This is a genomic window from Pseudomonas sp. MAFF 730105 (assembly GCF_055380705.1).
In genome coordinates, this window is sequence record NZ_AP018438.1 from 4,402,168 (window position 1) to 4,414,620 (window position 12,453).

Genomic DNA, 12,453 nt, shown 5'->3' on the forward strand with positions numbered 1-12,453 from the left:
GATGTCCAGCCTGGTGCTTGTACTTCAGGCCTTTGAAGGAACGGCGACCGCCTGCCGGCCGCTGAAAGCCACCAGGAAACAGACGAACACCAGCAGCGCAAACCCGGCAGGGAACAGCCAGATGCTGGTCCAGTCATGAGCGCCCGCCTCGGCAAAACGATCGGTGACCTGCCCCGCTACCCGGAAGCCGATCAACATGCCCAGGCCATAGGTCGCCAGGGTGATCAGCCCTTGGGCCGAACTGCGCAGATGCTCCGGCGCCTTGGCGTCGGTGTAGATCTGCCCCGAGACAAAAAAGAAGTCATAGCAGATGCCGTGCAGGGCAATGCCGGTGAACAGCATGAACGCCAGGTCACCGTTGTTGCCATAGGCGAACAGCAGGTAGCGCAACGCCCAAGCCAGCATCCCCACCAACAGCGCCAGCTTGATCCCGAAGCGCTGGATGAATAGCGGCAACAGCAGCATGAACAGCACCTCGGACACCTGCCCGATGGCCATCTTCGCCGTGGGGTTGGTCATGCCGGTTTCGGCCAGGAACGGGTTGGCATTCTGGTAATAGAACGCCAACGGGATGCAGATCAGGATCGAGGCGATGAAGAACACCAGGTAACTGCGGTCCTTCAGCAGCCCCAGGGCATCCAGGCCCAGCAGTTGCTTGATTCCGCCGCCAGCTTCAGCCTTGAGCGGCGCCGTGGCCGGCAGCGTGAGGCTGTAGATGCCCAAGGCCAGCGAAGCAATCGCCGCCATCAGGAAGGTATTGCGCAAACCGCCCGCCGCAATGGCCTCCCGTGAATCCCAAGCGAACACGAAACTGATGACCACCCCGGCGACGATCCAACCGAGGGTGCCCCAAACCCGCACCCGGGAAAACTCCAGCGCCGGATCGCGCATCTGACGGAACGCCACGGAATTGACCAGGGCCAGCGTCGGCATGTAGACCACCATGTACGCCAGCACGAACGGGTAGAAGCCACTGAAGTCCTGCGCCGAATACAGCTGGTACAGCAGCACCGCGCCCAGCAGGTGCAGCACCGCCAGAATACGTTCGGCATTGAAGTAGCGGTCGGCGATCAGGCCGATCACGAACGGCGCGATGATCGCCCCCCAGGACTGGGTGGAAAACGCCATGCCGACCTGCCCGCCGCTGGCACCCAGGGTGCTGGAAAGAAAGGTCCCGAGGGTGACGAACCAGCCACCCCAGATAAAGAACTGCAGGAACATCATCACGCTCAAGCGTGCGTTCATCGTGGTCATGACAGTCACCGTCTATTTGTTGTTCTTGTAAGCCAGCCAGTTGGTAAAAGCACTTTGTGGACAGGGGACCATTGTGGGAGCAAGGCTTGCCCGCGATGCAGGCGCCTTATTCTTCCTAAGGACCTCGTCGGCTTTATCGCGGGCAAGCCTTGCCCCCACAATGAACTCCCTTGCCACAGTTTTTTTGGTATCGGTTACCTCGGCAGCCCCAGCAGCCGCCGATTGGACGCTTCATCCGCCGTCACCCCGGCAAAATCATCGAACGCCTTGCGGCTCTTGTTGATCATGTGCCGCTGAATGAACGCAGCCCCTTCAGCGGCACCCTGTTGCGAGTCCTTCAGGCAGCACTCCCATTCCAGTACCGCCCAGCCGCTGAAGTCGTACTGGGTCAACTTGCTGAAGATCGATTTGAAATCGATCTGCCCATCCCCCAGGGAACGGAAACGGCCGGGGCGATCCACCCAGCCCTGATAACCGCCGTACACCCCGGACCGGGCATCGGGGCGAAACTCCGCATCCTTGACGTGGAACATGCGGATGCGCGCGTGGTAGCGGTCGATGAAACCCAGGTAGTCCATCTGTTGCAGCAACAGGTGGCTGGGGTCGTAGAGGATGGCTGCCCGTGGATGGTGATCGACCGCTTCCAGGAAGCGCTCGAACGAGGCGCCGTCATGGAGGTCTTCGCCGGGATGGATTTCGTAGCACAGGTCCACGCCGGCCGCCTCGAAGCAATCGAGAATCGGCAACCAGCGCCGGGCCAGTTCAGCGAATCCTTGCTCGACAAGCCCGCTCGGGCGTTGTGGCCACGGGTACATGTAGGGCCACAACAGCGCGCCGGAAAACGTCGCATGGGCATTGAGGCCCAGGCGCTGACTGGCCCGGGCCGCCAGCTTGAGCTGCTCGATGGCCCACTCGGTCCGGGCCTGGGGTTGGCCGCGCAAGTGGGCCGGGGCAAAGTCGTCGAACAGCGCATCGAACGCCGGGTGCACCGCCACCAGTTGGCCTTGCAGGTGCGTCGACAGTTCGCTGATCTCGACCCCGGCCTCTGCGCAGGTGGCCTTGATCTCATCGCAATAGGCCTGGCTGTCGGCGGCCTGGGCCAGGTCGATGTAACGTGTGCCCAGGGTCGGCAACTGAATGGCTTTGTACCCTTGTGAGGCGGTCCACCGGGCGATGTTCGCCAAGGTGTCGAACGGCGGCTCGTCGGACATGAACTGGGCCAGGAAAATAGCCGGCCCGCGCAGGCCGTTCGGTGTTTGATCGGCGGTATTCACAACAGCGACTCTCCGGTCTGCAGCGCGGTCCACTTCGCCTCGCCACGATGATTGATGAGGGCGGCCTCGATGAACGCCATGCCGCGCAAGCCGGTTTCGATACCGGGTACGCCAGGCACATCGGGGCCTTCGATCCGCTCGCGAATGGCGCGGGCAAAGTCGCCGTAGAGGTTGGCCATGGCCTCCAGATAACCCTCGGGATGTCCCGCCGGCAGGCGCATGCGGCGTGTGGCGGCCTCGCACAACCACGGCTGGCCGACGCCGCAACGCAGGATGCTCAGGGGTTGGTCGAGGGCACGATGGATCAGGCTCGACGGTTCCTCCTGGCGCCATTCCAGGGCGCCTTTATCGCCATAGACGCGGATCTTCAGCGGGTTCTCTTCACCGGCGCAGACCTGGCTGGCGATCAACACGCCGCTGGCGCCATCACTCATGCGCAACAGCATCGCGGCGTCGTCGTCCAATTGCCGGCCCGGAATGTGGGTACCCAACGCCGCACAGAGCTGTTCGACGTGCTGGCCGGTCACGAACTCTGCGAGGGAAAACGCGTGGGTACCGATGTCACCAATGCAGCCGCCCAGGCCGGACTGCTCGGGGTCATCGCGCCAACCGGCCTGCTTGTTGCCCTGCCTGGCGACGTCCTGGCTGAGCCAGCCCTGGGGATACTCCACCAGCACTTTGCGCACCGTGCCGATCACGCCCGAGCGCACCATCTCTCGCGCCTGCCAGACCATGGGATACCCCAGGTACGTGTGAGCCAGGCCGTACAAGCGGCCGCTGCCTCGCAGCACGTCCTTGAGCGCGAGCAACTCACGCAGGTTCAACGCTGCGGGCTTTTCGCTGAACACATGAAAGCCCGCCTTCAGCGCCCGACCGGCAATCGGTGCATGCAAATGGTTGGGCGTCACGATGACCAGCAACTCCATGCGACGGTCGGCGGGCAATGCCGCTTCGGCGTCCAACAGTTGCTGCCAGTCGCTGTAGCAGCGGGAAGCGTCCAGCCCCAGGGCTGTGCCGGTTTGCTGGTTATTGCGGGCATCGCGACTGAATGCCCCACACACCAACTCGAACCCGCCATCCAGGCCAGCGGCCTGACGATGGGCCTGGCCGATGAAAGCACCCTCCCCACCGCCCACGAAACCCAGTCTTATTTTCGGTGCTACAGGACTCATCACGACTCTCTCAGGTCAGGGCTGATGACAATGTAACCGGTTACATCACGGCGGAATCTAGGCGCAGTTTCGCGGCGTGTCAAACCCTACGGTCTTCATGCAGGGACGTTTGTGAGGCGCCCAACCTGCGGTAAGCTCCCCTTCGCGCCGCTATGTTCCGGCGCTCGATCGAGGTGCTTTTGTCCAATATCCGTGAAGTAGCCCGGCTGGCCGGCGTGTCGGTGGCTACGGTTTCCAGAACGCTCAAATCCCCCGAACGGGTACTGCCCGAGACACGGGACAAGGTCAACGCGGCGGTGGAACAGGCCGGCTACCGGCCGAACCTGATGGCTGTGCAATTCCGCTCCCGTCGCACCGGCAACCTGGTGATCCTGGTGCCGACCATCGCCAATACGTTCTTTGCCCGGGTCATCAGCGGTGCCCAGCAGTCCGCCCAGGCGGCGGGTTATCGGCTGTTGTTGTGCGACACGCAAGGCCAGGCAGAAGTCGAGCGGGAGTTCGCCGCGCTGGTCTATGCGCACCAGGCCGACGGGGTGATCCAGTTACGCGCGAGCAATCCTTTCGCGTCACTTCCCCCTGGCGCCGAAGCCCTGCCGCTGGTCAACGCCTGCGAAGTGGTCAAGGGTGCCGACTACCCCACCATCAGCCTCGACAACCGCGCCGCCGCCCAGGCCATGACCGAGTACCTGATCGGTCTTGGTCACCGCCGCATCGGCATTATCAAGGGCCCCCGCAGCAGCCCCCTGACGCTGGACCGCGTGGCCGGTTACGAGGACGCCTTGCGTCAGTCCGGTCTGGTCGTCGACCCAGGCTTGATCTGCCACGGCGACTTCACCTTGAACGCCGGGTACGACGGAGCCGAGGCGATGCTGGCGCTGGCCGAGCGACCCAGCGCGCTGTTCTGTGAAAACGACGAGATGGCCATCGGCGCCCTCAAGCGCATCAAGGAATCAGGGTTGCGGGTGCCCGAGGACATTTCCCTGGTGGGGTTCGACGACATCCCGTTCGCGGCGTACTGCGATCCGCCGCTGACCACCATTTCCCAGCCTGCCGAGACCTTTGGCCGCAAAGCCGTGGAAATGCTGATCGCACTGATCGAGAAAAAGCCTATTCCGCAACGGCATGTGCTGCTGCCGTTCGAGTTGACCGTGCGTGGCAGCAGCGCAGCTCCGGGTCCCGGCAAGGCCTGACCAGGCACATCAGTTTTAACAACTCGCCATCGGGCCCGTTTCAACTACAGTGGAAAGACTCTGCATAAAGCCATAACAAGACGGAGAGTTTTCCATGCGAGTCAACAAACGCTTCACCCTTCTGGCCGCCGCGGCAGCCTTGGTGGTCACGACCACGGCCCAGGCCGCCCCGGTGTACATCAACATCCTGACGGGGGCACCAGTGGGGTGTATTACCCGATCGGGGTCGGGCTGTCGCAGATCTACAGCACCGGCATCAAGGACGCCAAGACCTCGGTGCAAGCCACCAAGGCTTCGGTGGAAAACCTGAACCTGCTGCAGGCCGGGCGCGGAGAATTGGCCCTCGCGCTGGGCGACTCGGTGGCTGACGCCAAGAATGGCGTGGAAGATGCCGGCTTCAAGACCCCCTTGACCAAACTGCGCGCCATCGCCGGCGCCTACCCCAATTACATCCAGATCGTTGCCAGCCAGGAGTCGGGCATCAAGACGCTGGCCGATCTCAAGGGCAAATCCATCTCCGTGGGGGCGGCAAAATCCGGCACCGAGCTGAATGCGCGAGCCATTCTCAAGGCCGCGGGACTGAACTACAGCGACATGAAGGTTCAATACCTGCCCTTCGCCGAATCGGTGGACCTGATCAAGAACCGTCAACTGGACGCCACGCTCCAGTCTTCGGGGCTGGGGATGGCGGCGATCCGCGACCTGGCCTCGACCATGCCACTGAACTACGTGTCGATTCCGACTGACGTGGTGACAAAAATCGGCAACCCGGCCTACCAAAGTGCAACGATCCCGGCCAATACCTATGACGGCCAGGCCGAAGCCGTGCCCACCGTGGCAATCACCAACATCCTGGTCACCCGTGAAGACGTTTCGGACGAAGTAGCCTACCAGATGACCAAGCTGCTGTTCGAAAACCTCTCTCGTCTCGGCAGCGCACACTCCGCAGCCAAAGACATCACCTTGGATAAAGCCGCGAAAAACTTGCCTATCCCCCTCCATCCCGGTGCCGAGCGCTACTACAAGGAAGCCGGCGCCCTGTAAGCCGATCTGGCGCGGCGGTGGTGATCGTCGCCGCGCCCTTGCGGTTCGCACCTTCGATGCAGGCAAGAGGACATCCTTGATGAGTGAGATTCAGCCCGGCATTCCCAGCGATCCACGGGACTGGCCCAGAACACTGTTCTACGTGGCCCTGCTGTTTTCGGTATTCCAGATCGTCACCGCGGCGTTCGCCCCTGTCTCCAGCCAGGTCCTGCGTGCCGTGCACGTGGGTTTCCTATTGTGGGTGGTGTTCCTGAGTTATCCCGCCCATGGCACCGGGCGTCCCTGGCAGCCACTGGCATGGGTGTTGTCCCTGGCCGGCGTGGCCACAGCCCTGTACCAATGGGTATTTGAAGCCGACCTGATCCAGCGCTCCGGTGACCTGACCGATACGGACCTCATCGTCGGTATCGTGCTGATCGTATTGGTATTCGAGGCAGCCCGACGGGTGATGGGGATTGCGCTGCCGTTGATCTGCGGTCTGTTCCTGGCCTATGGGCTGTTCGGCGAATACCTGCCGGGCGATCTGGCTCATCGCGGTTATGGCTTCGATCAGATCGTCAATCAACTGTCCTTCGGCACCGAGGGGCTGTACGGCACACCGACCTACGTGTCGGCCACCTACATCTTCCTGTTCATCCTGTTTGGCGCCTTCCTCGAAAAAGCCGGGATGATCAAGCTGTTCACCGACTTTGCCATGGGCCTGTTCGGCCACAAGCTCGGCGGCCCGGCCAAAGTCGCCGTCGCTTCCTCCGCCTTGATGGGGACCATTACCGGCTCTGGCATTGCCAACGTGGTGACCACCGGGCAATTCACCATCCCGCTGATGAAGCGCTTCGGCTACAAAGCCGCGTTCGCCGGTGGCGTGGAAGCCACTTCCAGCATGGGCAGCCAATTGATGCCGCCGATCATGGGGGCCGTGGCGTTTATCATGGCCGAGACCATCAACGTGCCGTTCGTTGAAGTCGCCAAGGCCGCCTTGATTCCCGCGTGCCTGTACTTCGGCTCGGTGTTCTGGATGGTTCATCTCGAAGCCAAGCGCTCCAACCTCAGAGGCTTGCCCAAGGACCAATGCCCCAGCGCACTGGGCGCCGTAAAAGACAACTGGTACTTGCTGATCCCGCTCGCGGTCTTGATCTATCTGCTGTTTTCCGGGCGCACGCCGCTTTTTTCCGGCATGGTGGGACTGGCGCTCACCGCCATCGTGATCCTCGGCTCGGCGATCATCCTGCGCGTGTCGAGCTTTGCCTTGCGCTGCGCTTTCTGGATCGCACTGGGTGTCCTGTGCGTGGGCTTTTTCCAACTGGGCATCGCCGTCATCTTCGCGGTGATCGCGGTGTTGGTCATCATCTGCGGGCTCATCAAAGGCGCGCGGGAAACCCTGACCATCTGCCTCCATGCATTGGTGGAAGGCGCGCGGCATGCGGTTCCTGTAGGGATTGCCTGTGCCCTGGTGGGCATCATCATTGGCGTGGTGTCGCTGACCGGGGTGGCGTCGACCTTCGCCGGTTACATCCTGGCCATCGGCAAGGACAACCTGCTGCTGTCGTTGATCCTGACGATGCTCACCTGCCTGGTGCTCGGCATGGGCATCCCCACCATCCCCAACTACATCATCACCAGCTCGATCGCCGCCCCCGCCCTGCTGGAACTGGGCGTACCGCTGATCGTGTCCCACATGTTCGTGTTCTACTTCGGCATCCTCGCCGACCTCACGCCGCCAGTGGCGCTGGCTTGCTTCGCGGCCGCGCCGATTGCCCGGGAAACCGGCCTGAAAATCAGCTTCTGGGCGGTGCGCATCGCGCTGGCTGGCTTCGTCATTCCGTTCATGGCGGTCTATAACCCGGCACTGATGCTTCAGGGTGACAACCTGTGGATGAGCGCTTACATGCTGATCAAGACGATGCTGGCCGTCGGGCTCTGGGGCATGGCGTCCACCGGCCATCTGCAACAGAAGATGCCAATCTGGGAGCGTCTGCTGTGTTTTGCCGCCGGAGCCTTGCTGGTCGTCGCGTTACCGCTGACCGATGAGATTGGCTTCGTGCTGGCGGGACTGTTGATCTTCCAGCACCTATGGCGCTCGCGGCGTATCGGACGGGCCCAGGCGTGATCGGCTTATGCCTGGGCCTGGCCGGCGTGACCTGGGCCCAGCTTCCCCTCCGGGATTTCACGCTGGCGTGGAATCACACCATCGAGAAAATCCGCTGGGAGGAAGACTACCGGGTTACCGCGCAGGGGTTGGTGCTGGGGGAAGCCAGGGTCAAAGGCAACGGCGCTGGCATGGAGATTCCCGACGGCGCCTGGCTGAAAAACGACAGCTGGCACTACCTGCGCCAACTGCCGCCTCTGCAACCGCTGAGACTGGGCCGCACACCCCAGGCTGGGGATTACCAGCTGTGTTTGAATGGACATTGCGAGCCAATGAGCCATTGGCTGGGGCCACCAACGGCAGATCAACCGTTGGTGGAATTGTGGAGTTGCGATCCGTCCTGAGCCGACCCACGGCGGCGAGGCCCGCGGCCCAAGCCATTCAGTCAGCTGAATGTGGCCCCTCGGGTATTCACGAACAGCGAATACAGCGAGTGACTGCCGGCCATGAACAAGCGATTACCTTCCCGCCCGCCAAAGCAGATATTGGGGCAGCGTTCCGGCAGGGAAATATGGCCGATTGCTTTGCCTTCCGGGTTGAACACCCGTACACCGTCGAGCTTTTCCAGGTCGGCCTTGGGGTCGCCGTTGCCGCCCCAGCCGCACCAGAGGTTGCCGCTCTCGTCGCATTTGATGCCATCGATGGCCGCGTAATCCAGACCTTCGATGTGCTTGCGCCGCTCGCCCAGCGTCCCGTCGTCCTTGACCGTGATTGCCCAGATCAGCCGGTTGGGTTTGGCCCTGCCCTCCACCACATAGAGAATTCTCTCGTCCGGGGAGAAACACAGGCCGTTCGGCCCCGCCAAGTCATCGATCACCCGGCTGACCTTGCCGGTTTCGCCATCGACGCGGTACACCGCGTGGGGCTGGGACGGGGTGACCTTGTGTCCTTCGTAGTTGTTGCCGGTCTGGAATGGCGGGTCGGTGAACCAGACCGAACCGTCGCGCTTGCACACGATATCGTTGGGCGAATTGAAAGGCTTGCCCTCGAAACTGTCCGCCAGCACGGTGATGGTGCCGTTGTGCTCGGTACGGGTGACGCGCCGCCCCTCGCTCGAGGTGGTGGAGCCTTCGCACACCAGCAACCGCCCTTGGCGATCACGGCACATGCCGTTGGAGAAATTGGCATTCTCGCGGTACACCGACAGACCGCCAGTAATCTCATCCCAACGCACTATGCGGTTGTTCGGAATGTCGCTGACCAGCAGGTAGCGGCCGTCGCCGATCCACACCGGCCCTTCGGCCCAGCGCAGGCCAGTGGCGAGTTTTTCCACGCTGGCATTGAAGAGGCGCAAGTCCATGAAGCTGGGATCGAGGATGTTGATCAGCGGGTCCGGGTAACGCTGGCTCAACGGCTCGGCCTGGACGAGCCCGGGCAGGTTCCCCAAAGTAGCGGCAGCCGCCGAGACCACCAGGGATTTTTTCAGGAATACCCGACGACCTTGGTCGGCGGGGCTGATCAGTTGTGAAGTTTCCATAGCGCGTCTCTCCGTTAATTATTATTGGACGGGACGACAGTTTTACTACGTGATAAGACATCGTACAAGAATACTGTCTTTGTCCCCAGTGAAAGCATACGGACGCGCGCCCGCTAAAGCCGTCTTCTTTAGAGTTCCCTAGAGCGCTACGGTCTCATCGCCACTTGTTCCAACGGACAAGATGCGGTAAAAATTCCGCCACGTTGTACGACAACAATAACTAAAATCACCGCCCGAGGCCTCTCGCTTCGGCGGTCGTTCTTTTGAGAATTCCTGCCATGGCCCACTCCACCTACGCATCGGACACCCCCGCCCCGTTTCCACGCCAACTCGCCGTGCTCGTCCTGCTGTGCATGGGGTGTGCCTTCGCCGGCAACCATGTCGCGGCGCGAGTGGCGTTCGATGATGGCGCCGGCGTGCTGCTGGCGATCCTGATGCGCTCGGGTGGGACGCTGCTGGTGCTGGCTGTGATGGTGCTGTGGCAGCGCCAGGGCCTGCGCCTTCCAACGGGCGCCTGGCGCTGGCAGTTGCTCCTTGGACTGTTGATAGGCACGCAGAGCCTGTGTCTGTATTCGGCCGTGGCAAGGGTACCGGTGGCGCTGGCATTGCTGGTGGGCAATGTGTTCCCGATTTTGCTCGCATTACTGACTTGGGCACTGGGCGGCCCCCGCCCCACCACCCGCACAGCCGCGCTGATGGGGATGATTCTGCTGGGCCTGGTCTTCGTGCTGGAGGTGCCGGCGCGGTTATCGTCCGAACAGAGCGTCGGTCCGCAATGGCTGTTGGGCGTCGGCCTGGCCTTCTGCGCGGCTTGTGCGTTCGCCTGCGCACTGTGGATCACCGACCACAAGCTGGCCCAGGTCCGTGGCTCGGTACGCAGTCTGCTGACGATCTTCATCGTGTTCAGCAGCGTCAACCTCGCCGGCCTGAGCGGTGCCCTCCCCGGCGGCTTCAATCTGCCGGCCACCAGCACCGGCTGGTTGGCCCTGGCCACCCTGGTGACGCTCTACGGCACCGGGTTTATCGTGCTGTTCATTTCCGTGCCGCGCCTGGACATGCCGCGCAACGCTCCGGTGATGAACATCGAACCGTTGGCCACCCTGCTGATCGGCTGGCTGGTGCTGGACCAGATGCTCAGCCCCGGCCAGATACTCGGCGGCGCTATCGTGGTGGCCGGCATCGTGCTGTTGACCTATCGCAAGGTCGAACGGATCAAGGCGCCCGTGGCCGGGGCGGCTGGAAACAACTGAACTCGCCACAGGGGTTGGGTGCCCCTGCTGAAACTTGTCTTCAAACCCACAGTCCTACCCCAGCCGTGAAAGCCTCGCCGTCCTGTGCGAAGCGCTTGCGGCTGATGGGCGCCAGGCCTGGCGTTCGCGTAACTCTCCCTCTTGAGCCGTCCGCACCATGCGCCACCCTGTTCGCTCTTGCCGTCTCGCTTCGCTTTGCCTGCTCCCCCCTGCTGCCCTTGCTCGCCAGTCCTGCCCACGCTCGAGGCGAGGGGCAACTGGTGGACGCCATCAACGACTACCGCAGCCAGTCCCGTCGCTGTGAATGGCGCACGGTCCGGGCCTCCCCGCCTTTGGTGCTGCGCTCGCGCCTGGCCTTGCCGATCGGCTTTCGTGACGGCTTGCGGGAAACCTTGAATGACGCCGGCTATCGAGCCCGGGCCGTGCGCAGCATCCGCCTGACTGACGCGCGGGATGCCCAAGAGGCTTTCGACATGTTGGCGGACGAGCACTGCGACGCCTTGCTGGACAACCAGTACGCCGACATCGGCGTCAACCGGGTCGGTGATGAGTGGCGAGTGGTGCTGGCGCAGCCCATGGGCGGTGCACCGGCCAGCGACGCCTCATCGATCGGCAAGGCGCTGCTGGCCCAGGTCAACGCGGCGAGGGCCAAGTCCCGTGTGTGTGGTCGCCAGCGCTTTGCCGCCGCCCGGCCACTGAGCTGGAACGCCGCACTCGGAGCTGCCGCCCAGGGACACAGCCAGGCCATGGCCCACGGCAACTATTTCGCCCACCGCGATCCCGACGGCCGCTCCGTCGCCGACCGGGCCAAGGGCGCGGGCTATCGTGGCCGCAAGTTCGGCGAGAACATCGCCGCCGGCCAAAGCTCGCCGAACCAGGCCATGCAAGACTGGATCGCCAGCCCCGGGCATTGCGCCAACCTGATGAACCCGATGTTCACGCAAGTGGGCGCCGCCTCCGCCAGTGACTCACGCAGCGATGCGGGGGTTTACTGGACAATGGTGTTTGGCGCGCCTTGAGCGAGTGCGAACCCCCTCTCTCGTAGCGTTGTGACAAGAAGCTTGCTACCCCGTCACAGGTTGATATCGCTTACAGACGGACCTCGGCCGCCGGCACCACATCGATCCGTGACACTGCGCTGCTCAGGCGTCCCAAGCGCTCATTGTGGTTGGCGATGATCTGCTCCGCCGCCAGGCTGCCGTTGTCCAACGTGCTATGGGCATCGGCAGCCAGGACCACTTCATACCCCAAGGTGTGGGCCTGGCGCACCGTGGCGTTGACGCAGTAATCCGTCTGCATGCCGCAGATCACCAGGCGGTCGATGCTTCGGGCCTGCAGCAACGACAGCAGGTCCGTCTGGTAGAACGCATCTGGCGTGGTCTTGCGCACCCGCAGGTCGTCCGTGGAGGTCAACAGCCCGTCCGCCAGTTGCCAGGCAGCAGAGCCGTATACCAGCGAACCTTGCAGCTCCTCGTGCTGGATCAGGATCACTGGCAAGTCTAAAGCCCTGGCCCGGGCACTGAGGTCGTTGATGGTCCGGATAACCCGCTGGCTCTCGAAACATTCTTCTTCACCGGTGCACAGGGCGCTCTGGACATCGATGATCAGCAAAGCGGTGCTCATGGTTTCCCTCTTCAAGACAATGA

At 62.8% G+C, this 12,453-nt stretch carries 9 protein-coding genes and 2 pseudogenes; 6 read left to right on the forward strand and 5 right to left on the reverse strand.

Features of this window, described 5'->3' with window-relative positions; genetic code table 11:
- Nucleotides 1–24: 24 nt before the first annotated feature.
- The 3 genes from PCOSP_RS18790 to PCOSP_RS18800 all read right to left on the reverse strand — a co-directional run bounded on the left by PCOSP_RS18790 (nt 25) and on the right by PCOSP_RS18800 (nt 3,700).
- Nucleotides 25–1,254: a nucleoside permease gene (locus PCOSP_RS18790; protein WP_175385865.1), complete on the reverse strand. Its 1,230-nt coding sequence runs from the start codon at nt 1,252–1,254 to the stop codon at nt 25–27.
- Between the two features lie 194 nt (nt 1,255–1,448).
- Entirely contained in the window at nt 1,449–2,528 is a 1,080-nt protein-coding gene (locus PCOSP_RS18795; protein ID WP_464709275.1) for a sugar phosphate isomerase/epimerase family protein, read from the reverse strand.
- Nucleotides 2,525–3,700, reverse strand: a complete 1,176-nt coding sequence (locus PCOSP_RS18800; protein WP_464709276.1) for a Gfo/Idh/MocA family protein — start codon at nt 3,698–3,700, stop codon at nt 2,525–2,527. The genes PCOSP_RS18795 and PCOSP_RS18800 overlap by 4 nt, the downstream gene beginning before the upstream one ends.
- 179 nt (nt 3,701–3,879) lie before the next feature.
- Between PCOSP_RS18800 and PCOSP_RS18805 the strand changes: the two genes are divergently transcribed.
- From PCOSP_RS18805 to PCOSP_RS18820, 4 genes and pseudogenes are all read left to right on the forward strand, one after another.
- Complete coding sequence (locus PCOSP_RS18805; protein WP_464709278.1) at nt 3,880–4,890, forward strand: LacI family DNA-binding transcriptional regulator; 1,011 nt, start codon at nt 3,880–3,882, stop codon at nt 4,888–4,890.
- 94 nt (nt 4,891–4,984) lie between these two features.
- A pseudogene (locus PCOSP_RS18810) lies at nt 4,985–5,934 on the forward strand (TAXI family TRAP transporter solute-binding subunit).
- A 79-nt stretch (nt 5,935–6,013) separates the two neighbouring features.
- Nucleotides 6,014–8,041, forward strand: a complete 2,028-nt coding sequence (locus tag PCOSP_RS18815) for a TRAP transporter permease (RefSeq protein WP_464709279.1) — start codon at nt 6,014–6,016, stop codon at nt 8,039–8,041.
- Nucleotides 8,038–8,424: a DUF1850 domain-containing protein gene (locus PCOSP_RS18820; protein WP_464709281.1), complete on the forward strand. Its 387-nt coding sequence runs from the start codon at nt 8,038–8,040 to the stop codon at nt 8,422–8,424. Before PCOSP_RS18815 ends, PCOSP_RS18820 begins: the two co-directional genes overlap by 4 nt.
- Before the next feature lie 41 nt (nt 8,425–8,465).
- Here PCOSP_RS18820 and PCOSP_RS18825 read toward each other — a convergent pair whose 3' ends face one another.
- On the reverse strand, nt 8,466–9,557 hold the full coding sequence (locus PCOSP_RS18825; RefSeq protein ID WP_464709282.1) for an SMP-30/gluconolactonase/LRE family protein: 1,092 nt from the start codon (nt 9,555–9,557) through the stop codon (nt 8,466–8,468).
- Between the two features lie 278 nt (nt 9,558–9,835).
- Between PCOSP_RS18825 and PCOSP_RS18830 the strand changes: the two genes are divergently transcribed.
- Nucleotides 9,836–10,807: an EamA family transporter gene (locus PCOSP_RS18830; protein ID WP_175385868.1), complete on the forward strand. Its 972-nt coding sequence runs from the start codon at nt 9,836–9,838 to the stop codon at nt 10,805–10,807.
- Between the two features lie 157 nt (nt 10,808–10,964).
- Nucleotides 10,965–11,826: pseudogene (locus tag PCOSP_RS18835) on the forward strand (CAP domain-containing protein).
- A gap of 70 nt (nt 11,827–11,896) precedes the next feature.
- On the opposite strand, the gene PCOSP_RS18840 reads toward PCOSP_RS18835, so the two are convergent.
- On the reverse strand, nt 11,897–12,430 hold the full coding sequence (locus PCOSP_RS18840) for a cysteine hydrolase family protein (protein ID WP_175362102.1): 534 nt from the start codon (nt 12,428–12,430) through the stop codon (nt 11,897–11,899).
- Between the last annotated feature and the right edge of the window lie 23 nt (nt 12,431–12,453).